At 38.1% G+C, this 26,194-nt stretch carries 25 protein-coding genes; 13 read left to right on the forward strand and 12 right to left on the reverse strand.

Annotated features, from left to right (window positions below; genetic code table 11):
• Window positions 1–157: 157 nt before the first annotated feature.
• Entirely contained in the window at window positions 158–274 is a 117-nt protein-coding gene (locus OB69_RS18250; RefSeq protein ID WP_071426786.1) for a 30S ribosomal protein THX, read from the reverse strand.
• A 102-nt stretch (window positions 275–376) separates the two neighbouring features.
• On the opposite strand from OB69_RS18250, the gene OB69_RS13225 reads away from it, so the two are divergent.
• The 4 genes from OB69_RS13225 to OB69_RS13240 all read left to right on the forward strand — a co-directional run bounded on the left by OB69_RS13225 (window position 377) and on the right by OB69_RS13240 (window position 5,665).
• Window positions 377–1,585, forward strand: coding sequence for an S-adenosylmethionine:tRNA ribosyltransferase-isomerase (locus OB69_RS13225; protein ID WP_394324656.1), 1,209 nt, complete (start codon window positions 377–379; stop codon window positions 1,583–1,585).
• 27 nt (window positions 1,586–1,612) lie between these two features.
• Window positions 1,613–2,767: a mechanosensitive ion channel family protein gene (locus tag OB69_RS13230; RefSeq protein WP_245620819.1), complete on the forward strand. Its 1,155-nt coding sequence runs from the start codon at window positions 1,613–1,615 to the stop codon at window positions 2,765–2,767.
• A gap of 85 nt (window positions 2,768–2,852) precedes the next feature.
• Window positions 2,853–4,193, forward strand: a complete 1,341-nt coding sequence (trkA, locus tag OB69_RS13235) for a Trk system potassium transporter TrkA (RefSeq protein ID WP_053224271.1) — start codon at window positions 2,853–2,855, stop codon at window positions 4,191–4,193.
• A gap of 14 nt (window positions 4,194–4,207) precedes the next feature.
• Window positions 4,208–5,665, forward strand: a complete 1,458-nt coding sequence (locus OB69_RS13240; protein ID WP_053224220.1) for a TrkH family potassium uptake protein — start codon at window positions 4,208–4,210, stop codon at window positions 5,663–5,665.
• Here OB69_RS13240 and OB69_RS13245 read toward each other — a convergent pair.
• On the reverse strand, window positions 5,662–5,895 hold the full coding sequence (locus OB69_RS13245) for a heavy-metal-associated domain-containing protein (RefSeq protein WP_053224221.1): 234 nt from the start codon (window positions 5,893–5,895) through the stop codon (window positions 5,662–5,664). The two genes, OB69_RS13240 and OB69_RS13245, sit on opposite strands and share 4 nt — an antisense overlap.
• 66 nt (window positions 5,896–5,961) lie before the next feature.
• Between OB69_RS13245 and OB69_RS13250 the strand changes: the two genes are divergently transcribed.
• From OB69_RS13250 to OB69_RS13260, 3 genes are all read left to right on the forward strand, one after another.
• Entirely contained in the window at window positions 5,962–7,176 is a 1,215-nt protein-coding gene (locus tag OB69_RS13250; protein WP_053224222.1) for a DEAD/DEAH box helicase, read from the forward strand.
• Window positions 7,177–7,465: 289 nt separating this feature from the next.
• Complete coding sequence (locus OB69_RS13255) at window positions 7,466–8,161, forward strand: ABC transporter permease (RefSeq protein WP_053224223.1); 696 nt, start codon at window positions 7,466–7,468, stop codon at window positions 8,159–8,161.
• Entirely contained in the window at window positions 8,137–9,927 is a 1,791-nt protein-coding gene (locus OB69_RS13260; RefSeq protein ID WP_053224224.1) for an FtsX-like permease family protein, read from the forward strand. Before OB69_RS13255 ends, OB69_RS13260 begins: the two co-directional genes overlap by 25 nt.
• 317 nt (window positions 9,928–10,244) lie before the next feature.
• Here OB69_RS13260 and OB69_RS13265 read toward each other — a convergent pair whose 3' ends face one another.
• The 3 genes from OB69_RS13265 to sdaAB are packed head-to-tail and all read right to left on the reverse strand — an operon-like array spanning window position 10,245 to window position 13,753.
• Window positions 10,245–11,612 carry an efflux RND transporter periplasmic adaptor subunit gene (locus tag OB69_RS13265; RefSeq protein ID WP_053224225.1) on the reverse strand — a complete coding sequence of 456 codons (1,368 nt, stop codon included), beginning with the start codon at window positions 11,610–11,612 and terminating at the stop codon, window positions 10,245–10,247.
• 1 nt (window position 11,613) lies between these two features.
• Window positions 11,614–13,062 (reverse strand): TolC family protein, encoded by a 1,449-nt coding sequence (locus tag OB69_RS13270; protein ID WP_053224226.1) that lies wholly within the window; start codon window positions 13,060–13,062, stop codon window positions 11,614–11,616.
• Between the two features lie 13 nt (window positions 13,063–13,075).
• Complete coding sequence (gene sdaAB / locus OB69_RS13275; RefSeq protein ID WP_053224227.1) at window positions 13,076–13,753, reverse strand: L-serine ammonia-lyase, iron-sulfur-dependent subunit beta; 678 nt, start codon at window positions 13,751–13,753, stop codon at window positions 13,076–13,078.
• An 82-nt stretch (window positions 13,754–13,835) separates the two neighbouring features.
• Here sdaAB and OB69_RS13280 point away from each other — a divergent pair, with 82 nt between their 5' ends.
• A complete protein-coding gene (locus tag OB69_RS13280) occupies window positions 13,836–14,642 on the forward strand; it encodes an aminotransferase class IV (RefSeq protein WP_053224228.1) in 807 nt (268 codons plus the stop codon).
• Here OB69_RS13280 and OB69_RS13285 read toward each other — a convergent pair.
• From OB69_RS13285 to OB69_RS13315, 7 genes are all read right to left on the reverse strand, one after another.
• Window positions 14,620–15,414, reverse strand: coding sequence for a thymidylate synthase (locus OB69_RS13285; protein ID WP_053224229.1), 795 nt, complete (start codon window positions 15,412–15,414; stop codon window positions 14,620–14,622). The two genes, OB69_RS13280 and OB69_RS13285, sit on opposite strands and share 23 nt — an antisense overlap.
• Window positions 15,415–15,543: 129 nt before the next feature.
• On the reverse strand, window positions 15,544–16,908 hold the full coding sequence (locus OB69_RS13290) for a DUF5723 family protein (protein WP_053224230.1): 1,365 nt from the start codon (window positions 16,906–16,908) through the stop codon (window positions 15,544–15,546).
• Window positions 16,909–16,916: 8 nt separating this feature from the next.
• Complete coding sequence (locus OB69_RS13295; RefSeq protein WP_157608579.1) at window positions 16,917–18,545, reverse strand: hypothetical protein; 1,629 nt, start codon at window positions 18,543–18,545, stop codon at window positions 16,917–16,919.
• Between the two features lie 27 nt (window positions 18,546–18,572).
• The gene (locus tag OB69_RS13300) at window positions 18,573–18,761 is read right to left on the reverse strand and encodes a PspC domain-containing protein (RefSeq protein ID WP_053224232.1); all 189 of its coding nucleotides are present in this window, start codon (window positions 18,759–18,761) and stop codon (window positions 18,573–18,575) included.
• 22 nt (window positions 18,762–18,783) lie between these two features.
• Entirely contained in the window at window positions 18,784–19,779 is a 996-nt protein-coding gene (locus OB69_RS13305) for an endonuclease/exonuclease/phosphatase family protein (protein WP_053224233.1), read from the reverse strand.
• A 111-nt stretch (window positions 19,780–19,890) separates the two neighbouring features.
• Window positions 19,891–22,305: an ABC transporter permease gene (locus OB69_RS13310; RefSeq protein ID WP_071426788.1), complete on the reverse strand. Its 2,415-nt coding sequence runs from the start codon at window positions 22,303–22,305 to the stop codon at window positions 19,891–19,893.
• Between the two features lie 89 nt (window positions 22,306–22,394).
• Complete coding sequence (locus OB69_RS13315; RefSeq protein WP_053224235.1) at window positions 22,395–23,498, reverse strand: alanine racemase; 1,104 nt, start codon at window positions 23,496–23,498, stop codon at window positions 22,395–22,397.
• Window positions 23,499–23,537: 39 nt separating this feature from the next.
• Between OB69_RS13315 and OB69_RS13320 the strand changes: the two genes are divergently transcribed.
• The 5 genes from OB69_RS13320 (at window position 23,538) to OB69_RS13330 (ending at window position 26,183) form a co-directional block, all read left to right on the forward strand.
• On the forward strand, window positions 23,538–24,395 hold the full coding sequence (locus tag OB69_RS13320) for a DUF4349 domain-containing protein (protein WP_185096911.1): 858 nt from the start codon (window positions 23,538–23,540) through the stop codon (window positions 24,393–24,395).
• A 190-nt stretch (window positions 24,396–24,585) separates the two neighbouring features.
• Window positions 24,586–25,437 carry an SPFH domain-containing protein gene (locus OB69_RS13325; protein WP_053224237.1) on the forward strand — a complete coding sequence of 284 codons (852 nt, stop codon included), beginning with the start codon at window positions 24,586–24,588 and terminating at the stop codon, window positions 25,435–25,437.
• Window positions 25,438–25,480: 43 nt separating this feature from the next.
• The gene (locus tag OB69_RS18630; protein ID WP_157608580.1) at window positions 25,481–25,627 is read left to right on the forward strand and encodes a hypothetical protein; all 147 of its coding nucleotides are present in this window, start codon (window positions 25,481–25,483) and stop codon (window positions 25,625–25,627) included.
• A 5-nt stretch (window positions 25,628–25,632) separates the two neighbouring features.
• On the forward strand, window positions 25,633–25,803 hold the full coding sequence (locus tag OB69_RS18255) for an Arc family DNA binding domain-containing protein (RefSeq protein ID WP_071387139.1): 171 nt from the start codon (window positions 25,633–25,635) through the stop codon (window positions 25,801–25,803).
• Window positions 25,803–26,183 carry an SdpI family protein gene (locus tag OB69_RS13330; protein ID WP_053224238.1) on the forward strand — a complete coding sequence of 127 codons (381 nt, stop codon included), beginning with the start codon at window positions 25,803–25,805 and terminating at the stop codon, window positions 26,181–26,183. The genes OB69_RS18255 and OB69_RS13330 overlap by 1 nt, the downstream gene beginning before the upstream one ends.
• Window positions 26,184–26,194: the final 11 nt, after the last annotated feature.

The raw sequence follows: 26,194 nt of genomic DNA on the forward strand, positions 1-26,194 counted from the left end.
TTTGATTATCAGCTAATTAAACAAAACAAAGGAGATCAACCACTCAAAAAGTGTACGGAAACGACCGATCATGTGAACACTTTCGAATACCCAAAAACAGTGAGGTCGGCATTTCTGCCGACCCCACATAAATTTGTTCAGTTGATTAGCACTTAATTCAGCGCTTTGTTTTTGGTTTAGGACTAACGATTTTACTCGCTTTCCGAGGACGGTTAACGCCAAAACTTCCGTTGGCGATTTTGCCTTTCTTGGTTTTTATGTCTCCTTTTCCCATAATATTGATTGTTTAAGATTTACTCATTTTACTAATCGGTTAGAAAAAAGTTTCAATCTATCTCCGTTTACGGTTGTGCCTTAATAAATTGCACTGCAAATGATGAAACCAGAGAAAGAGATTAACCTAAGCGATTACACCTACTCGCTACCTGATGAACGAATTGCTAAATATCCGTTAGCCAAAAGAGATCAGTCTAAGCTTCTGCATTATCATAATGGCTTAATTGAGCATAAGAGTTTTAAAGACATTGAAGCACTCATTCCTAGTCAATCCACACTTTTTTTTAACAATACTAAAGTAATTCCAGCCCGATTAATTTTCCATAAATCTACTGGTGCCCAAATTGAGATTTTTCTACTCAAACCCATTTCGCCTTCGCCCATTTTAAGTATTGTAATGGAAGAACGTGAAACCGTGATTTGGGAATGCATGATTGGCAATGTCAAAAAATGGAAGGATGATATTCCGTTGGTGAGGCAACTTACTATTGGTGAAAAAAACATCACCCTCAGTGCCAGTATTCACGATCGCGAAAGCCGACAAATTCAATTCAGCTGGAGTGATGACTCTATTTCGTTTTCAGAAATAGTTGAAGCTTATGGTAAGGTGCCGCTTCCACCCTACTTAAACCGACAGCCAGAAGAAGATGACAAACCCCGCTATCAAACTGTTTATTCAGCACATGACGGTGCTGTAGCCGCTCCAACAGCTGGTCTGCATTTCACCCCAGAAATTCTGAAGTCTTTGGCTGACCGAGGGATTAAAGAAAGTTTCCTTACGCTCCATGTAAGTGCTGGTACTTTTCAGCCTATTAAAACCGAGAATATTTTGGAACACCCCATGCATTCGGAACAAATGGTGGTGGATAGACAGAGTATTCAGAGTGTAGTTGAGGCCGAAGGAAAGATCATTGCCATTGGCACAACCTCCATGCGTACTTTGGAAAGCCTTTATTGGTTTGGTGTTCGGCTAATGAATGGAAATGAAAATTTCGCGATTGAGAAGCTAGAGCCTTACCAAAGCCCACAAAAAGCCAGTCGTTTAGAAGCCTTTTCTGCCATTCTAAAATGGATGGACATAAACGAATTAAATCAAGTAATTGGCACAACAGAGATTTTCATTTTTCCTGGCTATCAATTCAGGGTTTGTGATGGTTTGATCACCAATTTCCATCAGCCCGGAAGTACGCTCATTCTGCTGGTAGCAGCATTCATTGGTGAAGATTGGCGCAAAGTATATCAAGAAGCCGACACCAACGGCTATCGTTTTCTGAGCTATGGCGACTCATCTTTCTTACTGCCTAAGTAAAGAAATGTGTTATATTGGTAACCACTTATGCAAAACGACTTAGAAGAGGTATTATCTAGTTATGAACAGTTAATCACCTCTATTAATGATAATATCCCATTCATCAGCGAGCCTATTTCTTTTTTAGGCATAGAGTTCACCATCGCTGAAGTGGTTCTGCCTGTTGTTTTCTTGATATTAATTAACCTATTGGGTAATCTGGTTAGGTCTTTCTTAATCAATAAAGTGCTGGGTAAGTATATTGAAGACCGAAAAACAATTCTTTCAATAGGAAACACTACCAAATACATTATTTTGTTTTTCGGTTTGCTAATGGCACTTACCGCTATTGGAATAGATAAAGACTCAAGTTTAAATTTTGCACTAAGCAAAACTGGAGAAAACCCATTAATGTTCTTCGAACTACTCAGGGTGATTTTTCTTTTGATTTTACTCATTTTTTTAAGTGGAAAACTTAAAATCATCTTTGTAAAACAAATCATGAGTCGTTATTCCGATGACCTCGGTGTGAACCAGTCTATTGGTACTATTTTTCAATACACCGCGGTTTTAATTGGAGGTCTCATTATAATACAAAGTACAATTGAATTAGGCTCTTTAAATGTATTGGCAGGTGCACTTGGTGTTGGTATTGGTTTTGGTCTTCAGAATATTGCTAACAATTTTATTTCGGGTCTGATTATACTTTTTGAACGCCCTATCAAAGTCGGTGACAGAATTGAAGTAGGGCAAGTAACAGGTGATATCGTCAGGATTTCTTCCAGAGCCACTACTGTGAGTACTAACGATAATATTTCAATCATTATTCCTAATGCCGAATTCATCAGTAAGCCAGTAATCAACTGGAGCCATAGTGGTAGAAATATTCGTTTTCATGTTCCTGTTGGAGTGGCTTATAAAGAAGACCCAGCGCACATTAAATCAATTTTATTGGGCATAGCCACCAAACACCCAGATGTACTACAAACTCCGGCACCTGATGTACTCTTCACAGAGTATGGCGACAACTCTCTAAATTTCGACTTGTTAGTATGGACAAGCACCTATATAAATAAGCCAACCGTATTAAAAAGTCAGTTGTATTATTTAATATTTGAGAAGTTTAAAGAGCACAATGTAGAAATACCTTTCCCTCAAAGAGATATTCACATAAAAACTGGAAATGTAGTTTCTCAAAAATGATAGAAATCCTTTTTGGCATATTGTTAAAAGCATTTACTTGCACCACTAGGATTTAAGCTAAACATAGCGATTTTCGGATATGACAATGAGAGTAATAATTGCGGGTGTTGGAAATGTGGGATTTCATTTGGCTAAATTACTATGCGCTGAAGGTCAGAACATTGTATTGATTGATCAAGTAGCAGATAAATTGAAGTCTGCGTCAAACTCTGTAGATGCGTCTACGATTAAAGGAAACTCCACTTCATACAGTGTTTTGGAAGAAGCGGGAGTTTCAGAAGCAGATTTACTTATTGCCGTAACTTCATCAGAAGACGCCAATATAGCCACGGCCATTATAGCCAAGCACTTAGGCGCAAAGAGAACCATTGCAAGAATATCGAATACCGAGTTTATCTATCAAAAAGATAAACTCAACCTTAAACATCTAGGGATTGATGATATCATTTCTCCAGAGTCGCTAGCCGCCAAAGAAATTAAAAGACTTTTAAAAGAAGTAGCTCTCACCGACAGTTTTGAATTTGAAAAGGGGCTTCTTTCTTTAATTGGGGTAAATATCGCAGAAAACAGCCCTCTGAATGGTAAAACCATGATGGAGGTAGCCAAATTAAATCCAGATCAGAAGTTCATGACCGTGGCCATTCTACGCCACGATGAAACATTAATTCCATACGGAAACACTAAGTTTCAAGTAAACGACCATGCCTATTTTGTAGCACAACCTGACGGGGTTGAAAAGTTACTCTTCTTGGCTGCCAAGAAAAAAGAACCCGTTAAAAGTGTAATGATTTTAGGAGGGTCAAGAGTTGGGTTTCATGCAGCTAAAATCTTAAGTAACCGTTACAATGTTAAAATCATTGAGCGCGACCCTCAGAAGTGTTTCGAACTTGCCGATCAGCTTCCTGATGCCATGGTAATTAATGGTGATGGAAGAAATGTAGATTTGCTTCATGAAGAAGGCATTAGCGATATTGATGCATTTATTGCTGTAACTGGAAACTCAGAAACCAATATTATTTCCTGTTTGGTAGCCAAAAACAATGGGGTGAAGAAAACCATTGCTATGGTAGAAAACATGGACTACATCCACCTTTCTCAAAGCATTGGAGTGGATACTATGATCAACAAAAAGCTGATTGCAGCCAACTTTATCTTCCGCCATATTAGGCAAGGTGATATTGTATCTATTACCAGTATTCATGGTGTAGACGCTGAAATTCTTGAGTTTGAAGTAAAAGAAGGCTCAAAGATTACCCAGCACCAATTAAGGAACCTTCAATTTCCGAAAACCGCAATTATTGGCGGTGTTATTCGTGATGGCAGAGGTTTCACCACTCCTGGTGATTTTAGATTTCAACCAAAAGACAGGGTAGTTGTGCTATCGAAACCAGAAAGTATCAATAAAGTAGAGTCTTACTTTATTTGATAAATTACAGACAGATGAGGTTCAATATTAAAGCAATTTCAAAAGTCCTCGGTATTCTTCTTATGATGAATGCTGGCTTTATGGCTCTTTGTCTGCCTGTATCTATTTATTATGGCGAACATGATTTAATGGCCATTGCCTCTTCAGCAGCCATTACGGCATTGGTGGGGTTTTCAATGAAATTTTTTACGCGAAAACTTCCAGACAAAGAACTCAAAAAGCGTGATGGATACATTGTTGTTACATCAGGCTGGATTTTCATGTCAATTTTTGGGGCACTGCCATTTGTGTTGAGTAATAGTATTCCTGATTTCACCAATGCTTTTTTCGAGACCATCTCTGGCTATACGACCACAGGAGCTTCAATTCTTAATGATATAGAGGCCGCTCCAAAGGGTATATTGCTATGGCGAAGTCTTACCCAATGGATTGGTGGAATGGGGATTATTGTATTGGCCGTAGCCATTCTTCCATTTTTGGGTATTGGTGGTATGCAGCTTTTTGTGGCAGAAGCTCCTGGCATTACACCCGATAAACTTCAACCTAGAATTCAAGACACCGCCAAACGCCTTTGGTTCATTTATGTAGGATTAACTGTTGCAGAAGCTATTCTGCTCTACTTCGGTGGAATGACCATTTACGATGCCGTGAATCATTCGCTTACCACCATGGCTACCGGAGGTTTTTCTACTAAAAATGCCAGTGCAGCACATTACGATTCTCCTTTTATTCAATATGTATTAATCGTATTTATGTTTTTAGCGGGCACTAGCTTTACGCTTACCTACTACGCACTTAAAAGGAATTTCAAAAAAGTATTTAAAAATGAAGAGTTCGTTGTTTATACCATTTTCACCATCGTTATAGCGCTTATTGTTACCATTACGGTATTTATTGCTACGGATAGTGGACTTGAAAAATCATTCAGAGATTCACTCTTTCAGGTGGTTTCAATCATTACAACAACTGGCTTTGTATCAGCCGACTATACTGCTTGGGCACCATTTCTAACCACACTTTTTTTCATTCTATTATTAGTTGGAGGTTCTGCTGGTTCCACAGCTGGTGGAGTTAAAGTGATTCGACATGTAGTGTTGTTCAAAAACTCATTTCTAGAATTAAAAAGGCAACTTCATCCATCGGCAGTTATTCCCGTAAGAATAAGCGGAAAAGCCATTGAACAAGGGGTTGTGTCGAATGTGCTGGCCTTTATTATGATCTATATTTTAGTAATGATTTTGGGAGTAATCTTACTCTCTACCATGAATGTAGACTTCGACACTGCCTTTGGAGCCGTGGCTACTTCATTAGGTAACGTTGGGCCAGGAATTGGAAATGTAGGCCCTTTGGACAACTTTTATAATATACCAGCTCCAGGAAAATGGCTACTTTCTTTCTTGATGCTTTTAGGTAGGCTAGAGTTATTTACCGTACTGATGTTGCTTTCTCCTTATTTCTGGAAGAAGAATTAAAATAACTTACCAAAAACGGACTGCTTTTTTTCTGCCTTGAATCCTGCTTGTTCGACCGCTTGAACAACTCGGTCAGAATCAATATTTTCGGCCTTCACGGTAAGCAACCTATCTTTACTGCTTAAATCTACAGACCATTCCGACAGTTCTTTTAACTCATTTAAGAAAGGTGTAACCGTAGAAAGGCAGCTACCACAATTAATATTGGTTTTATATACGGCTTTTTTCATTTAATTTTCAATCTAAATTGTAACAGGCTTAGGCAATTCCCTAAGTCTCATAAAGATAAATCACACTTGACATTTAAAGAACTTAATCTCCACGAAAGTGTATTGGAAGGTTTGGATGCTATGGGTTTTGAAAACCCGACCCCTATCCAAGAGCAAGCTATTCCAGTAATTATTGAAAACAAAGATTTAATTGCTGTGGCTCAAACGGGCACCGGAAAAACTGCTGCTTTTCTGCTACCAATTCTACATAAAATCTGTTCGAATGAAATACCAGACGGCCAAATCAATACTTTGATTATTTGCCCTACCAGAGAGCTTGCCGTGCAAATAGATCAGCAACTTGAAGGCCTTGGCTACTTTACTCCAGCTACATCATTACCGATTTATGGTGGCGGTGATGGTGATGGATTTTCAAGAGAAAAGAAAGCGCTGACCACTGGAGCTCATATTATTGTAGGAACACCGGGAAAACTTATTTCTCACCTTAATTTGGGTTACGCTAAAATTGACCATTTAGAACATCTTATTCTTGATGAAGCCGATCGCATGTTGGACATGGGCTTTTATGAAGACCTGATGCGCATCATCGGTTTTCTGCCTAAAAACAGACAAAACCTGATGTTTTCAGCTACTATGCCTCCAAAAATCAGGAAGCTGGCTAAAGACATTCTGCAAGACCCGCATGAAATTAGCATAGCCATTTCTAAACCTGCCGAAAAGGTGGTTCAGGTAGCTTTCAATACCTACAATAATCAGAAAATTGGCCTTGTAAAGCATTTGTTGCGTTTCAACGACATTCCTAGCTTGGTGATTTTTGCTTCTACAAAATTGAAGGTAAAAGAACTCACTAGAGAGTTACAGCGTGAAAAAATGAATGCGAAACCAATTTCTTCTGACTTAGAGCAAAAAGACAGAGAAGACATTCTTCGAGAATTTAAAAGCCGAAAACTTCAAATTTTAGTGGCTACCGATGTAATTTCAAGAGGTATCGATATTGACAATATTGACATGGTGATTAACTATGATGTACCCAACGATGCGGAAGATTACATCCACCGTATTGGCCGTACGGCTAGAGCATCTTCTGAAGGTGAAGCGGTAACTTTTATCAATGAAGAAGATCAGTTCAAATTTTCAAAAATTGAAGATCTAATCGGTAAACCCGTGCGTAAAGTAGCTTTGCCTGAGTTTTTGGGAGAGGCTCCTGTTTATAACCCTGTCAAAAATAAGAGCAAGGGCAAACGCTCCTTCGGCAATAAAAAAGGATTTAAAAGGAGGTAGTATAAAACCTCCTTTCATGGCAAGTCGTTCTGATTTAATCACTAAAAACCATCAAATCAGATGTTTAGCCATTTGCTGCATTCAGCTCTATCGCCTTCTTTTAATTAAAAAACACCGTACTTAAATTGTACGAATGCGTTCATAATTCAGTTCAATAGCGAACAGCAATCGTAACTCACTCTAATCATATTTAATATAAAACATTGATTAACAAAGCATTAAAACCAATATAAAGCTTTAGCATCTTTAGTGGTACAAGCTGGTTGTTCATCAGCTTTAAACCACTTCTATGAAGAATTTTTCCTACGCCTTCAGAGTCTTACTTCGTAATAAGTTTTATTCATTCCTAAATATCTTCGGTTTAGCTATTGGCTTGGCTGTGGCTATTATCATTCTTCTGTATGTTCAAAGCGACATGAGCTTTGATAAACACCATGAAAAGTACGATCAGATTTATAGGATTGAATCTAAATTTAGAATCCCTCCTAAGGATGATGAATTTGCTCTTAGCTCTTTTGTATTGGCCGAAATGATGAAGGAAGAATTCCCTGAAATTCAGAATTTCACAAGGTTTATGGGTGCTGGAAGGCAATTGTTCAGAATTGGTGATAAGAATATTTATCAAGACAACCTATACTTTGCCGACTCTTCTGTATTTAGCATTTTCACTCATGAATTTATAGAAGGAAACCCTAAAACGGCCTTAGTAGAGCCTAGCAGTATTGTGCTCACACAGACAGCCGCCAAGCGTATTTTTGGTAATGGCGAAGCAATGGGGCAAGTAATAGAAACCGATAACAATAACTTTAAGGTAACGGGTATAATCAAAGACTTACCGGACAACGTCCATCTCACATTTGAAGGATTGATTTCAATCTCTACAATTACGTCTGGCAACCTGTACAAACAGGTCAACAAAAAGCCAATCAGTTGTGGAATATCTCTCTCTATTCTTACATCATGCTTCCGAAAAACTATGATGTGAATAACATCTACAACAAGTTTCCTGACTTTTTTGAAAAATACATGAAGCCATTGGTGCTACAAGCTGGCTTGGGAGATGCTGGCTTTAGCCCGCGACTGATGCCTTTGGCAGACATTCATTTTAATTCAAAGGTGCAGTATGATTTACCTACCGGTAACTTAACTTACACAAGAGCTTTTACTGCTATAGGCATTTTCATTCTTCTATTAGCCAGCATAAATTACATGAACTTGGCCACAGCAAGGGCCACCAACCGATCTAAAGAAGTAGGAGTACGAAAAGTATTGGGTTCTAGCAGAGGGAAACTTCGCGCTCAATTTCTCAGTGAATCGGTCATCATTACTTTTCTTTCTTTGATGTTGGCCATATTAATCGTGAACATTTTAATTCATGGTACAAACTTAAATGCACTCTTAGGAAAAGACCTTCAACTCAACTTCTTTGGCAATCCACTCCTATTGTTTGGGTCGCTGGGGGTGGCTATAGTCATCGGTTTATTTTCAGGTATTTATCCTGCTTTTTATCTGTCTGCTATTTCAGTATTGGTGGCTATGAAGGGAAGTGTAAAAACTGGCCCTAAGAGTGTTTTCTTAAGAAAAGTCTTAGTGGCATTTCAATTTTTTATCTCCATTGCAGTTGTTATTACCACTCTACTAATGAATAGCCAAATCGACTTTTTAAGAACCAAAGACCTAGGTTTTAATAAAGACAATGTGGTGTTGATTCCATTGCAAGACACTACAGTTAGAAATAGAATGGAGATTATAAAAGCAGAATTAATGCAGAACCCAAATATTCTAGGCATTACTGATGCTTTCGGTGTAGGCAGAGGTGGTGGAAATGTAGGTAATAATCTTTTAGGGGCTGGCAGACGACTATTAAGTGTAAGTGACAATGAAAACAACATTACTCAAGACACATACAATGTTCTTACTGTTGGAAAAGATTACTTCAAAACAATGGACATTGAAATTGTTCTGGGAAGAGATTTTGACGAGAAAATGCCTACCGATATTACTCAAGGGGTAATTGTTAATCAAGCGGTTGTTGACGCTATGGGTTGGGATGACCCTATTGGCCAAACAGTTTCACCTATTGGCTTACCAGAACCAACTAAAGTGATTGGTATTGTTAAAGATTTTAATGCGTTTTCACTTCACGTAAAGGTAGAACCAACCGCTATTTTTAGATACCAATTACAAAATGCTGGAGCGCAGGGATTACCCACCTTGATGGTTCATGTGAATGATGGTGCTATTGGTCCCACCATGAATTACTTAGAAAATAAATTTACCGAATTAGACCCTAATCATCCATTCGAATATGAGTTTCTAGATCAGCAAGCGGAAGAGCTTTACCGTGGAGATCAACGACAAAGCAAGCTTACAGGAATACTTTCATACATCTGTATTTTGATCTCTTGTTTAGGTTTATTAGGTCTATCGTCATTCACTACGGCTACCCGAATAAAAGAAATTGGGGTGAGAAAAGTATTAGGTGCCACAGTTCCTCAATTGGTCTTCATGATTTTCAAGGATATTATGGAGCTAGTACTGATTGGCTTAGTATTGGCCGCACCTGCCGCCTACTGGTTAATCAATGATTGGTTAGATGTATTTGCTTATAGAATGAATTTACAAGAAGTTATACTGCTTGCGGCAGGTATGTCGGGAATATTGGCCTTAGTTATCTCTTTTATAACGGTCAGCTTCCATTCGCTAAAAGCTGCAAACCAGAACCCTGTAAAAGCATTGCGATACGAATAAGAACTTCAATCTCAACTCAAATAAAAGGCAACCTCGAATGGGGTTGTCTTTTTGCTTTTTAGGTAACCCTATTTAGTTCGTTTAACTTTTAGTTAAGGCTACCCCTTTTTAAAGTCAACGAGTCAAACCATATATAACCGTATTACTAAGCCTTAATTAAATATTACTCATTACCCAACAAACTAATTTAAGTGTATAGAGAAGTAAAAAGCTCATTTGGTTATAACAGATAGCCAAAAAAAACTCCCTGCGAGTAGAAGACTACTTACAGGGAGATCAATATTTTTTTAAACGGTTTTTAAGCGCTTCAGTTCATTTTAATTGTTAGATACAGCACCGAAGTTCTTAGCCTCAGTTTTCTCTATTAAATCGCCTTCTTTAATGGTTTTAGATACCACTAAGAATGGACCAGAAACTACAACATCACCTTCTTTCAATCCTTCTAGTACTTCGATGTTATCATAATCACTGATACCAGTTTTTACTACAACCATTTTAGCTTTTCCACCTTCATCAATGAATACTACTTCTTTGGTTTCATCCTTAGATGAAGCATTTGTAGTTGCAACCGCATTGGTTCCTGTGGTCTGTCCTTCTGTTGCTTTAGCGCTTGGGTTTCTTGTAGTTACTGCTGAAAGAGGAACTGAAAGTACATCTGCTTTAGTATTAGTGATAATCTCAACACTAGCCGTCATACCTGGTCTGAAAGGAGAAGCACTTTGAATCTCAGAAAGTAAGTCCGCAAAAGACTCGTTCAATATTCTGATTTTCACTTCAAATTCAGTTACTGCATCTGCAGATGATTTAGCATTTGCGGTATTAGCAATTGAAGTTACAATACCCTTGAATTTTTTATCCATTGAGCTGTAAGAGTCAACATCAATAATAGCTGTATCACCTTGAGTTACACGGATGATGTCATTTTCATTTACATCTACTCTAACTTCCATCATTGTTAAATCGGCAATACGCATCATTTCGGTACCCGCCATTTGCTGAGTTCCTACCACACGCTCTCCCTTTTCAACATCTAGCTTCGAAACAGTACCAGACGATGGCGCTCTTACTACAGTAAGTCTAACATTTTCTTCTGCTTCTTCTACCGTAGCTTGACTCGACTTAATAACAAACTCAGATGCCTTAACACTTTCTTTTGCAGCGTCTAAGTTCTTTTTTGCTACTTCATAATTTGCTTTTGCTGTTTCAAAATCAGACTCTGAGATTACATTCTCTTTTCTAAGCTGCTCCGAACGCTCAAAAGCTTGTTTAGACTGAAGCAATTGCGCTTCGTTTCTAGCTACCTGAGCAATACTTGAGGCTAAATTGGCCTTCTGCTGATTTAAGTTTGCTCTTGCTCTTTCTAATGCCGACTGTAAGTTATCTGGTCTGATTTTTACCAAAATCATACCTTCAGTTACAAAATCTCCTTCTTCAACATTCAACTCGATAATCTCCCCTGCCACATCTGGACTAAGCTTAATTTCTGTTACGGGCTGAACTACACCAGAGGCAGTTACTTTCTCTATAATAGTAGCTTTCTTGGCAGATGCCATCTGAACTTTTAATGTTTTCGGCTGGCCAATAAAGCCTGCTTGCTTGCCAACCACGGCAATTACTAAAACCAGTACTACTGCTACCAACAGTATATAGATTAGTTTATTTGATCCTTTCTTTTTCTTTGCCATGTTATTGTAATGTAATTGGGTTCCCTAAATAGAAATCTAAAATCTTTGTTCTAAAAATGTATTCGTATTTGTTTCGAATTAAATCTGCTCTTGCTGAAAACAAGTTGTTACTCGCAATTTGGTAATCAAGATTGTTCACATCACCTACGTTGTATCGTTGTTCAGTTGACCTGAACGATTCTTCTAAGGCGGCTACACGCTTAAGCGTAGCGTTGTATGTATTTAAGGCCGCTAACGCACTATTATAAGCAGACTCGATACTTTGTCTCAACTGGTTTCTAGTGTTCATAGAAGTAATTTCAGCCCTTTGTTTTGCTATTTGGGCTCTCTGTAGGTTAGCACTATTTGAATATCTGCTGAAAATCGGAACGTTTAAACGAATAGAAACCGACTGACCAAGGTTGTCATCATACTGATTTAATACCCCGTAGCTCTCTGAGTATACCGGAACCGTTTGTTGGCTTGGGTTAGAAAAAACAGATTGATTAGTTCCATCTACAAAACCAATATTCTGTGCTGGAACTGTTACTTGCTGTGTTCCTATTAGCTGCCTAGCTCTTCCAGAATGGTTTGTGGAAATGCTACCACTTAAACTTAAACTAGGTAAGAAAGCACTCTTAGCAAGATCGACTCCCACTTCGCTACTTTTTACGCCAAGTTCAGCACTTTGTATCTCTGGTTGTACACCCATTGCAATGTTATATATCTCATTTGGGCTTTGAGATATAAATCCCATATTATCTACCGAAACCTCTGGTGCTTCAACTTCTAAAGGTTCGTCAGCTGGCATTTGCATAGCCTGCTTTAAGCTTAAAGTAGCTGCCCTAAGGTTGTTTTCTGCATTTACTACAGACACCTCGTTTGTGGCCACTTGCGACTCTAAATCCAATTGGTTAGTCATAGGCAAAGAACCTGCGTTTACTAATTTTTTGGTTCTTTCTAACTGTGCTTGAGAAGACTCTAATTGAAACTTAGCATTCTTAAGCTGTTCTCTTCCCAATAAAACATTTAAAAAGTTTGTTGCTACAGTTACCCCAATATCATTTTTTGCCTTCTGTAGATCAAATTCACTTGCATCAAGGTTAAGCTCATTTCTCTTAATGGTATTTCTAAGCGCTCCTCCATTAAATAATGTAACAGAAGAACTAGCAGAAACACCACTACTCACAAAGCTTGTGCTAATAAAACCGTTTGTAACTGGGTCAATAGTTCTACCAAATGATTTACTCAAATTACCTCCACCACTTAGGCTCGGTAAAAGAGCAAATTTTGATTCCTTCAAGGCTATTTCACTATTCAACTTGTTCAGCTCGCTTGAACGAACGGTTAAATTATTTTGCCATGCATAATTAATGCACTCTTCTAGCGTCCAGTTATTCTGCTGACCGTAGGACGCCATTAGCATAAAGAGCCCTGTGAGACTCAGGTAAATTTTTCTTTTCCAAATCATGTTTGATTGCTTTTTAAAAATCTATATCGGGTATGTAAATGACCTTTTGAACCCAACTTAAATGGTTTAAATATTCAATAGTAATTTTATCTAATCCTGAATCGGCTTCAATACAATGACAAGCCATATCAGATTTGCCTTTACGGTTTACCGACATATTTGCGATGTTACATTCAGAATTAGCTAAAATGCTTGCGATAAACGCTATTGCTCCTTTTCTATCGTCTGCCGTAATAATCAAAGTGTGCAAATTGGCATTAAAGCCTGTAGAAAATCCATTTACACTAACAATTTTTATTACTCCTCCTCCTCTACTTTCTCCTATCACCTCAATGGTTTCTTCCTTGGCGGTTGCTCGAATCTTAACCGTATTAGGGTGCATGGTGAGCGAGTTACCAACTGACCTAAAAGTGTAAGTAAAGCCTGCTTTCTCAGCTTCATCAAATGATGTTTTAATTCTAGCATCATCTGTTTTAAAATCGAGAAGTCCGGCTACAATAGCTCTGTCGCTTCCATGCCCTTCATAGGTTCTCGCAAAAGAATTATAAAAAGTGATTTCAGCAGTATCTGGTTGGCAACCTAAAATTTTTCTGGCCACCCGCCCAATTCTAACTACTCCGGCAGTATGCGAACTAGATGGGCCAATCATTACAGGGCCAATCATATCAAATACGCTACTTTGTTCAGCCATAACCTAAATTTATTCTACTTTCAATATTAGAGAATAATCCCCTACTTGAATTGGCAATCTGTTTAAGTGGTTTATAGAATACATGAAAGCGATATTTAATTCCCGACTCATCGAAATTGACAGCCTAGCGCTCAATATAAAAAACCGAGCGTTCTGCTATGGAGACGGCCTGTTCGAAACAATTGTTACAGGCCCCAACAGAATTAATTTGACTGATTTTCACTTGCAAAGATTAACAAGGGCTTGTCAAGTATTAGACCTTGAACCGCCTCAACTTTCAAGTAAAACTTTAAATGAAATGATTTCACAACTAGCTGACATCAATCAACTTAAAGGAAACATAAGAGCAAAAATTCAAGTTTGGAGAGAGGAAGGCGGGCTCTATACTCCTGAACAATCTGCATCTTCTTTTTTATTACAAGTAGCCGAAACCACAAAACCTGCCTTTACGGAAGGCGGGGCAGTTGGCGTTTCTGAGTCATCAAAAGTGAGCCATAATGCCATCTCTTTTGCTAAGACCATGAGTGCATTACCTTATGTATTGGCTGGCATAGAAATGCGACAAAAAAACTTAGACGAAATTATTTTACTGGATACCCAAGGGAATTTAGCAGAAACCCACAGTTCGAATCTTTTTTGGGTTGAAGGTAATAAAATATTCACCCCTTCTCTCCAAACAGGCTGTATTGAAGGAATAATGAGAAAATTGATTCTAGAAACCTTAGAAGTAAAGGAAGTTTTGGCTAAACCTGAAATTCTTCTTCAAGCAGATTCTATATTTAATTCTAACGCAAGCGGAATTCGTTACTTCACTTCTTTTGGCAAAAAGAAGTATTCAAACCCAAAAGAAAAACTAATGGAAGTGCTTAAACTGCTACAGCCCCTTTAATATGTGGATGGGGATCGTAACCCACTAATTCGAAATCCTCAAACTTGAAGTCAAAAATATTCTTCACACCAGGGTTAATCTTCATGGTTGGCAATGGACGGAAATCTCTTGACAATTGAAGTTCTGCTTGTTCAAAGTGATTAGAGTATAAGTGGGCATCACCAAAAGTATGGATGAATTCACCTGGCTCTAGACCACACACCTGAGCCACCATTAACACTAACAAGGAATATGAAGCAATATTAAACGGCACACCTAAAAACACGTCTGCACTACGCTGATACAGCTGACAAGAAAGCTTTCCATCTGCCACATAAAACTGGAACAATGCATGACAAGGCGGAAGCGCCATATGATCTACGTCTGCTACATTCCAAGCGCTCACCATTAGTCGTCTGGAGTTAGGGTTTTTCTTAATTTGATCGATAAGTTTAGTGATTTGATCGATTGTTCCACCATCTCTGGCAGGCCAATTTCTCCACTGATAGCCATAAACTGGGCCTAAATCTCCATTTTCATCTGCCCAATCATCCCAAATGGAAACACCATTCTCTTTCAGGTATTTTATGTTGGTATCGCCTTGAAGAAACCAAAGCAATTCATGAATGATAGACCGCAGATGGAGTTTTTTTGTGGTTACCACTGGAAAACCCTCAGATAAATCAAAACGCATTTGATAACCAAAAATACTCCTAGTACCTGTTCCTGTTCTATCTCCTTTGTCCACTCCGTTTTCAAGAATGTGTTTCATTAGGTCATGGTACTGCTTCATACGTAAGGGTGTTTTCGAATTAAGAATTGATCATCAAAATAAGTTATTTTAAAGATCAATCCGAAGTTTGATGGCGCCTTTTTAGCCACTATTCTTTTCAAAATTTATAAAAAATAGTGGCCTAAAGTTTTACAATGAGTCTAAATCAACAATGTCTAATTTTGGCAACCATTTTTTATAACCAAACATAAGGTTGAGCCCAAAACGAAGGTCAAATTTAGAGTATTGCTCAGGCTTGTTTGAAACCAAGGCGTTATCGGTTGCTACATAAAGTTGTATAGGACCAATATCAGCAGCAATGTTCATCCCCATATTAAATTCATTTTGAGGCCCTCTATAACTACCTAATAGTCCGAATGTAAATTTATTCACCGTATGGTTATAAGCAACAGCAAAAGAAGGATCAATTTCCTTAAATACATGATTATTGAATGCCACTACGGTAAACTTATCTCTTGAAGTTAAAAATAAAGAAGCTGCCAAATAGGTTTTTGTTGGCAAGCTTGTGTTGAATTCATTTTGAGTCTCGTTTGATCTGAATTTATTCTCAATACTATCTCTAAATACTTCAGAAGAATTTTCTAAGCCTCTTAACTGCACACCATTAATAATTACCGTAGTGTCGGCAGAGTTGTAATTCCTTACCTGCTCCTTCCATTTAATGGTACCAATATCATTCATGGCAGCCTCGACTGTGAGCCAATCCAACACCTTAAATTTCGCCCCTAAATCAAAAGCTACTGACTTGTTTTGGTTGTTCATGGCATATTTAGAAGTAGCATTACTTTCGTAATCATCGCTATTCATTAATAGGTCTAATCCAGCCGTGTTCACTGTTGCGTTTTTCAGTGAAATCCTCCAGCTATTGTCTATTTCATTGGTATATAAGGTTCCACTTGCGCCTTCGGCAGTCGAGGCATGAAACAAACCTGTAATAACTTTAACCCTCGCGCCAACTGTTAAGCGGTCTCCTAAAAATTTACGGGCATGTCCTACCCCAATTTCTTGATAAGAATTTGCAAAAACCCTAGATTCAGAAAGGTTAATTTCACCTCCAATTCGGTTTGAGTTACCGTTGGCCATAAACTCCATAAAATCCTTTCCATACCTTAGGTCTACAGAAGCTCTGGCATTGGCAAAAAGGCTAAACGCACCATTCTTAGTTTTATAGCCAATATGAAAAAGGTTTGCGGTTACATCTGTGCTTACTCTGTTTATTTCTGCGGAAGCTCCCAAAAGCACATTAAAATTGATCTCAAAATTAATATCTCCATCAGGTTTAGAAATTAGTTCGCGAAGTCTGAAGTCTGATTGCGCCACGAAACCAGCAGTTGGCAAGCCAAAAGTAAAAGTATTGTTAGGAATAAAGGCTGGCTGTAAACTCTGTGTCTGAGGAACTAGTTCTCTTAGTTGAAAATAAGAAAAGTAGGCTTGAGAATATGACAGTTGAATACCGAATACCAATATTAACGATGTAAGTAGAAGTTTTTTCATGGCTTAGATTAATCGTTAGAGGTTATTTCAATATCGGCCTGCGCGGCTAACTTAATTTTGAGTGTGTAGTCTGAAAAGAACTTCACGATCTCGTTAGAAGCAGCGCCAGTTGTCGTCATTCGAGTTATCACATCAATACTCGTTGCGTTCTCTAAAAGTCGAATATCAGCATCTGCAAAATGAATATCCACAATTTTAGAGGTGGTTTGAGTTGTTCTGCCGTCACTTCCTACTGGAGCACCATCAAACAAAGCTCTTTCACTTACAGTAAAAACTGCATTGTTATTAGCATCTTTAAAAACAAGTTCTATTTCACCACCGAGCGGTAAATTATTTTCGGCAATCAACCTCAGCGTTAATTGCTTGGCTTGCTCTAAATCGTCAGCAATATCAAATTCAACGTTTTGTGTTGAAACCAAACCATTGATGTTCACAATCATTGGTAATTCTAATCGTACCCCCACATTTAACTCACTACCGGCATCTACAAAATTATACTGTGCTGGAGCATTTGCAGGGTTCGCTTCGGTATTCACTTCAATAATCACCTTCTTTGGCATTGAGCTTATCAGTTCTGGAAGGTTAGAATTGGTTGAATTTAAATCTAAAGTGGTATTTACATTTGTGCCAATTGCATCAATAAGAGGACCGTTAACAATACCTGGAGTAGTAGCTGCACTTCCTGTTAAAGGAATAATTTGGCCTTGTTGAGTAATGGCAGCAATTTGATTGAAGCTAACGCCTAATGGAAACCCAAAACTATTATCGAAAACAAAGTTAAAACGAGGTTCTGAAAAGCTTATCGTTCCTTCTCTAAAGGAGTCAAAGAAATCGAGATTCAGCAACTCAAAATTTACATCAAGTCTTCTTTCACCTACATAGCCATAAACCAAATCAAACTCTGGATTTGAAAGGTTCATTGTAAAACTAACTCCATCAGTTGGTTGAATCACAGAGGTTGGTGATACTCTCACTTGATAATCTAGCTTTACAACAATTTTATTTCTTACCGCATTCGCATTAGCATCTTTAGAAAAATCGCCCAAATATTTATTCAACGCATCGGTAAAACTTGCAGAGGGATTAGATGGATTCAAAACTCCTGAAACCACCAATGGCTGATGAGTTTCATTAATGATCAGTGAGTTCAAAGTAAGTGTATATGCCACTTCAGCATCCAATTCGGAAGACATCAAAATATCGAGGTTTCCTCCACTGAAATTCACACTATCATATTCTTCATTCTGAGTGGCCGCAAGATCAAATACGAAAACCTCATTATAATCGTGTAGAGAAGAAAAGCCTTGGGCATTAATATTTAAACCAGCATCTACACTTTGTCCGAAACTCTGATTGGCCAAGGTTAGAAAACCAGTGGCACTTTGAGATTGTAATTGTGCTTCATAAGTAAGCATTACAATGTCATCTGAATTCTGACCGATATCTACTCCAGCACCACTCAACTCATCAAACAGATCTTCTACCGTATAGGAAAGTTCGCCAATTGGAATGGCTAAAGAGGGTTTCCACACAAAATCATTCAGCTTGGCGTCTGCGAAGTACTCGAAATTACAGCCCACCAATATTGCTGTAGCGCATACTGCAAGCAGAAAGCTCTTTATTCTTTTTATCGACATAAAAATATTATTAAGTACACACTTTAGTTATTCCTGAGGCATTACTATCCACAGAACTATATAGACCAAAAGCCCAGAAAATGCGGTGAAAATTGTGGCGAATACATACAAAACCCTCACAAGGCTAACGTCCCAACCGAGCCATTCTGCAAGACCTCCACATACTCCTGCGATTACTTTATCAGAAGTTCTTTTAAGTTTTTTATTTGATGACATGTGTAAAAAATAAGTCACTAAATTAGTGACTTATTGAATAAATACCTACTACTGGAAAATGGTCAGAGTAGTCTATTTCGCTTAATGTGTTAAAGTCAAGGACCTTTAACTTATTGTTATAGAACTGATTATCGATTCTTAAAAATGGTAATTTTCCGTTATAGGTAAACCCAAAACCTCTTCCGGCATCTTCAAAGGCATTATTGAATTCTCTTGAAATTTTAAAGTAATTGTAGCTATAGGGTATGTCGTTAAAATCGCCTGCAATAATGATCGGGTAAGTAATGTTTTCTGCATGCTTGAGTAAATCCTTAATTTGGGCAGTTCTTCTTACTGAACCATCTTGAAACTTTCTACGCACTGTTTCATACTTCTTTTCAAATTCAGCCTGATCAATCACTTCTTGATCGACATTTATACTCATAGACTGCAAATGCACATTGTACACCCTAAGCGTATCTTTTCCTATTTTCAAATCGGCAAAAATTATATTGTTGCTCGTTTGTTTTTCATAAAATACGCCTTTGTTCAAAATAGGGTATTTCGAAAATATAGCATAGCTGTCAGCATAACCTCCAGTAAAACTGTTATACTTTCCCGATTGTGAAATGGCTTTCATTACATTTTTCGAACCTAGAAATTCTTGAAAGCATTTAATATCAGAAGGATGAGAGGCAATCCACTGAAGCATATCCTTTTCATTTCCTTTGTTCATCCTCATCATATTGTAATTCATTACTTGAAAAGATGAAGGGGCTTCATTGCTTTTACTTAAAGAGAATGTTGATTTAATAAAGGGAAGCCCAATGAGGAGCAACACGGCTGGTACAACTGCTATTCTTGACCTTGCAAATAAAAAGATCAAGAAGAAAATTAGGTTTAGAATCAGTAAAAAAGGAATACCCAATGAAACCAGCCCTGAGTATTTAAACAACTCAGGAGAAACCCAAACACTTCCGTAAACAACTAGCGTTAGAATACACCAAATGAAAATGGGAAGTTTTAAAATGCGCTTCATTGATTAAGGTAATTGTTGCTATTCTAACCATTTTCGATCGTAATTCTAATATTCAGAGCATAAAAAAAGCAGTTCAATTACGAACTGCTTTATAATCAATAAGATAATTCTCTATTCACTTCGAAGCGATTTTACTGGATTTGCCCTTGCCACCTTAATGGACTGATAACTCATAGTGAGTAAGGCAATTGTAAAAGCAGACACACCCGCTAAAACAAATGATAGTAAACTAATTGGTGGTCGATATGTAAAATCTTGCATCCACCAGTTTACTCCCCAATAGCCCAAGGCCGATGCTAACACAAAGGATATAAATACCAAAATTGAAATTTCTTTCGACATTAAATACACCAATTGAATAACTGATGCACCCAATACTTTTCTGATTCCCACTTCTTTGGTTTTCTTTTGGGCGGTAAATGCTGCCAAACCAAATAAACCTAAACAAGCGATTACAATCGCTAAGGCTGCAAAAACCGTAAAAATTTCGCCCAATTTACTTTCGGCAGTATACATATTTGTAAAGCGATCATCTAAAAACGAATACTCAAAGGGTTGGCCTGGAGCCATTTCATCCCATTTGGCTTCTGCATCTTTCACCTGAGCACTAACATTTTCACTATTCAACTTAATACTTAAATAGCCAGTAGTTTTACCCAAGCGCATAATCAAGGGCTCAATACCGCTTTTCAAAGATTCAAAGTTGAAGTCTTCAATAATTCCTATCACATTGTAGCGATCGAGCACTTCTGCATTATCACCAAAGGTGCCTATAATACGGCCATCAATTTCTTCAATACCTAAATTCTTAGCTGCAGTTTCATTGATGACCATGGCGGTAGAGTCCGTTCCAAACTCTTTAGAAAAGAACCTTCCTTGTTTCATCTTCATGCCAAACACGTTGAGGTAATTTTCATCTACTCGCCAATTCTGACACACCATTCCTCGGTCTTTATCAATTATTCCATCAGGAAAAAACACGGTTGAAGAACGACTACTCGAAGTAGGTAAATAGCTTGAAAATGAAGCCTGCTCTGCATCAGGATTTTGCAAAATCATATTCCGAAAGGCATCTGAATTATCGCCCAACATATATGCATTGTGGATGACCAAAACCCTATCTCTTTCAAAACCTAACTTCTTATTCTGAATAAAATTCAGTTGGTTGAGAATACTAAAAGTAGCGATGATTAAGAGTATAGAAACAAAAAACTGAAAACTTACCAAGGCTTTTCTAAGACCGCCCGATTTTCCGCCAGTACTCACATCTCCTTTTAAAACCTTTGCCGGACTAAAAGCTGAAAGGAAAAATGCTGGGTATAGCCCTGCTAAAAATCCAACTAAAACTGACCCAATAGCCACGATTGGCAGATTGGGAATAAACTCCAAAACCATCTGTCTATCGGTGAAATCATTGAAGAATGGAATAACCACCACGGCTAATAAAAGCCCCAAAAGACCAGCAATAAACGTAATAAGTATAGACTCGGAAATGAATTGACCAATTAGCTGAGACTTAAATGAACCTAAAACTTTTCTAACACCTACTTCTTTTGCCCTATTGGCAGAACGCGCGGTAGATAGGTTCATAAAATTGATACAAGCGATTACAAGAATAAAAATAGCAATTGAGGTAAATATATAGACATAGGTAATGTCACCTTCAGGTTCAAAGCCACCATAATTATTCGACTTCAAATGAATATCAGTTAATGGCTGCAAAAAGTAATTGAAGTTATTTCCTCCAGCTTTAAACTGCTCAAAACTCATATTGAGGTATTGCTGAAGCTCCAAGCCCATTTTCTCGATAGCAATCTCGTTGATTTTGTTTTCAACAGAAGCAATGTCAGCATTCTTATTAATCACCAAATAGGTGTCAAAATTCTGACTCAACCATTCCTGATTATTATAATCGCCTTCTCTAGTGATAAATGAGAGTATAAAATCGAAATGAAAGTGGCTGTTATCTGGAATATCTTCGTACACTCCACTAACTATCCATTCTTCGTCATTATCTAGCTTGAGCACTTTGCCCATTGGGTCTTCTTCCCCAAAATATTTTTTGGCCTGGGTCTGGTTCAACACCAAATGATTTGGTCTCGACAAAGCTTCCTCGGGGTTACCTTGAACAAGGTTTACAGAAAACACCTTAAAGAAAGTTTCATCTGCAAAAACCAAGTCGTCTTCATTGAAAACTTTATCGCCATACTGCACCACCCAGTCGCCAGTATTCCTAAAACGAAGGCGTTCCTCTACTTCAGGAATCTGCTCTTTAAATGTTGGTCCGGCTGGGGATGGATTTTGGGAACCTGTGAAATCACGGCCATTAAAACGGCCTTCAATCACTACTCTGTAAATCTGTTCCTGATTTTCGAAGTGTTTATCGAAACTCAGTTCGTAGTTTACATAAGTCATGATTAACAGCACGCAAGAAATGCCTATGGCAAGTCCGGTGACGTTTAAAAATGAAAAGAACTTATCACGCAAAAGGTTGCGGAATGCAATTTTGAGGTAATTTTTAAGCATACGGTTGTTGTTTGAGTTGTTTGACCTTAGCCTGCTATCCAACAGGCTCAAAAACAAGACGACACCATTTACCCAATGGTTGCACCGACCTAAAAACTTTCTAAATGTTTAATTTCCTGACCATTGAGCGTGGTGTATGACTTCATTAAATTGGCAGTAAGGCATGAGTGAATAGGTAGTACTCCTAAAATATCACCTACTTCAATGGCTTCAAATACTTCAGGCGTTGCCCTAAGCACACCGTGCTCTTGTGAAAGAGAAACCAATTTAATTCCTCCTAGAATTGGCGACCAGCCCTCCTCTTCTAACACTACTACTTCACCAAAAAATCTTTCTTCGTTTTCATCAAAGAGGTGATCTTTTGAAAAATGAACTGCTCCGCCATGAATAATGATTTCGTTTCGACCTTCATTCTTAGCTACTACTGGGCAGGCCATTGCTACCGCAATATCGCTCTCGGTGCATACATCTAGGTAATTCATTACTAAATCGTAGAAAACGAAATTACCTGGGCCAATTTCGTCCACCCCTTCCATTTCTTCTACCATGGCGCAGCCTGGCGTATCTCCCACTCTAATTTTCAATGATGCTCCATCAGGTTCTAAAGCAGTTTTAACGGCCAACATTTCTTGAATTACGCCCGCCCATATGTTTTTAATTTCCTCTACCGAATGGGCGTGATAGGTATTCCCCGGATGGCAATACAAACCATAAAGGCTAGTCATACTTCCTGCCTCAATCAATGCAGCTAATTCCTTTACTTTAGCAATATCTTTTGTAGAAACACCAGACCTACCATATCCCGCATCCATTTCGATAAATAAGTTTACCGGAGCTTCCAGTTCTTCATTCAACCGATCAATCACCCCCGTATTCACCACAAAAAGAGTAAGCTTAACGTTTTGATTCAACATTCTATTCACTGCTGGAATTTCATGCATATTGAAAGGAAAAGCTACAGTAATATTACTCCAACCTGAACGTGCAAAAAATTCAGCCATCTTTACAGAAGAAACCGTGATGTTTTCAATACCATGGGCCTTAAACCACTCCCCAATTTCTGACGACTGATGGGTTTTAAAGTGAGGAACCAGTTGCACATTCAAACGTTTGGCTTTGTCGGCCATTCGCTGAATATTAATTTTGCACTGTTTTTCGTTTAGCAATAAGGTTGGTCTGGTAATTGCAATCATTGGATTCGAACGATTAAAAACATTAACATGAATATAGCCATGAAGAAACCACTTTTTATCCTTATGTCCATACTTATTTTGAGTAGTTGTGAATCTGGCAATAGCAATTACCTTGGACAAGAACTTGCAGATGTAGAGCGCGAAAAGATTGCGGTAGGGTATGGAAACCCAAATGAAAGCATGAAACTTTCTGCCGATAGTTATTCAGGTAGAGCAATGGCTACCTCTAATTTTGTAGAACAAGACCAAACCTCAAAAATTATAACCACAGCCGACCTAAATATGGAAGTGGCCAGTTTAGAAAAATTCGAAGCTAGTTTAAGCGAACTTTTGAGTAAGTACAAAGCCAATGTAACTAACCAAAGCCGAAATGATTCGGACAGAAGGTTGGATGCTTATTTTACTATTCGTGTTCCACAAGATCAATTCAATAATCTGTTTGACGGCTTAAAACCACTTGCTAAAAAAATCGAACATCAGTCGCTTAATCAGCAAGATGTTACTGAGCAATTCATTGATGTTGAAACTAGGTTGAAAAACAGAAAAGCGCTAGAAGCACGCTATTTAGAACTTCTGAAAAAGGCCAACAATGTGAATGATATGCTAAATATCGAAAGGCAATTGAACCAAGTTCGTTCCGAGATTGAATCTCAAGAAGGAAGACTGAAATACCTCAACGATCAGGTAGATATGAGCACTATTCAATTGAATGCTTATGAAGTAAAACCTTATGTGTATGAGCCAGAAAACCAAGACAACTTTGGCCAACGTATTTTGAAATCGTTAGCCAATGGCTGGGCAGGTCTTATCAACGGAATCATGTGGATCATAGGTCTATGGCCATTATTCCTTGTAGTTGGTTTGGTTGTATTGGTGGTAAAAAAGAGAAAAGCGTAATTAGTTATCTCTCGAACAAGAATTTTAAAAGTGGCTTTTGCCACTTTTTTTTATGCCCAAAAATCAAGGCAAAGCCCCTTTTAAACCGAACAGTAAAAATATTCAGAACCTATTCTTTAGTTCTTCCGTAAAATGAGTTACTTTGATATTAAATTAATATCACTTTAAATCAACTCAAAACACATACATCATGAAAGAAGAAAAAACTTTTGAACCAAGGTCAGGTTTCCCAATGCTCTTATTGACCTTCCTTATTTTATTCGGAACCATAGCCGCATTGATTGTTACACAGATGCCGATTTTCGCATTGTTCTTCCTTGCATTCTTTATTATGCTTTTGGGCTTTTTCGTAATTAACCCAAATTCATCTCGGGTAATGGTATTTTTTGGCGACTACCGCGGAACCGTTAAGAAAAATGGTTTTTTCTGGGCCAACCCCTTCTATTCAAAAAAGAAAGTATCGCTCAGAGCTTATAATTTTGATAGTGAAAGACTAAAAGTGAATGATAAACTAGGAAACCCAATTATGATTTCGGTGATTTTAGTTTGGCAAGTAAAGAACACTTACAAAGCCATGTTTGAAGTAAATAATTACGAACATTTTGTCCGTGTTCAGTCCGATGCCGCTGTACGTAAATTAGGTGGAAGCTACGCATACGACAACTTTGAAGACGATGGTGAAATTACTTTAAGAAGTGGCATGAACGAAGTAAACCACGACCTTGAAGAAGAACTTCGTGAAAGATTGGCCATGGCTGGAATTGATGTAATTGAAGCTAGAATTGGTTACTTGGCCTATGCTGAAGAAATTGCAAGCGCTATGCTGCAGCGTCAACAGGCTACTGCTATTGTTGCCGCCAGACAAAAGATTGTTGAAGGTGCTGTGGGAATGGTAGAAATGGCTTTAGATGAACTGAACCAAAAGAGTATCGTAGAATTAGACGAAGAAAAGAAAGCCGCAATGGTATCTAATTTAATGGTAGTGCTTTGTTCCGACAGGGCCGTAACCCCAGTAGTCAATACCGGCACACTAAATCATTAATTCAAGGGCTCATTAAGTCATTCATTCACTAACTCATTAAACTATGGAATATAAAATCATACATAAAGGGCCATTTGAGAAAATAGAGAGCTTTGAGAAAAAGCTAAATGCCCTAGCCACGTCAGGATGGCGAATTGTTACTTCTTATAGCGGTGGTGCTTACCTCATCCTTGGACGATCTAAACACTAAAGCTTATGTCAAAGAAAAAGCCATTTGTACTACGACTTGACCCTGAACTATTGGGGGCTGTTGAAAAGTGGGCTGCGGACGAATTTCGTAGTACAAATGGGCAGTTGGAATGGTTGATCAATAAGGCGTTGAAAGACGCTGGCAGATTAAAAAACAAATCAAAAAATGAAGAATAATGGAAGGAAATGAATTACTCATAGTACACTTGGTGATCGCATTTACCGTCATACTACCCGCAGTGTTGATGAAATTGGTCGTATCAGAATACCCAAACACATTTGTGGGGTATAGAACTCCGGCCTCGTTGAGGAGTAAAGAAGCATGGGATTTTGCCCAGCCTTATAGTGCTAACCTCATGCTCTGGTCTTCGGGCGCCACATTATTAACCCAAGTGATTACCTATTTTACGGTTCCTGCCGATACGTCAATACTGATTACATCAGGGGTATTAGTAATAGGTTTGGCAGTAGTGATTATACTCACCGAACTAGAACTTAAAAAGCGATTTGATAAAAAAGGCAATCCAAAATCTAAAACCATTATTAGAGGAAACTAAAAGCAGGGGTG

The organism is Roseivirga seohaensis subsp. aquiponti (assembly GCF_001267955.1).
Lineage (GTDB): Bacteria > Bacteroidota > Bacteroidia > Cytophagales > Cyclobacteriaceae > Roseivirga > Roseivirga seohaensis.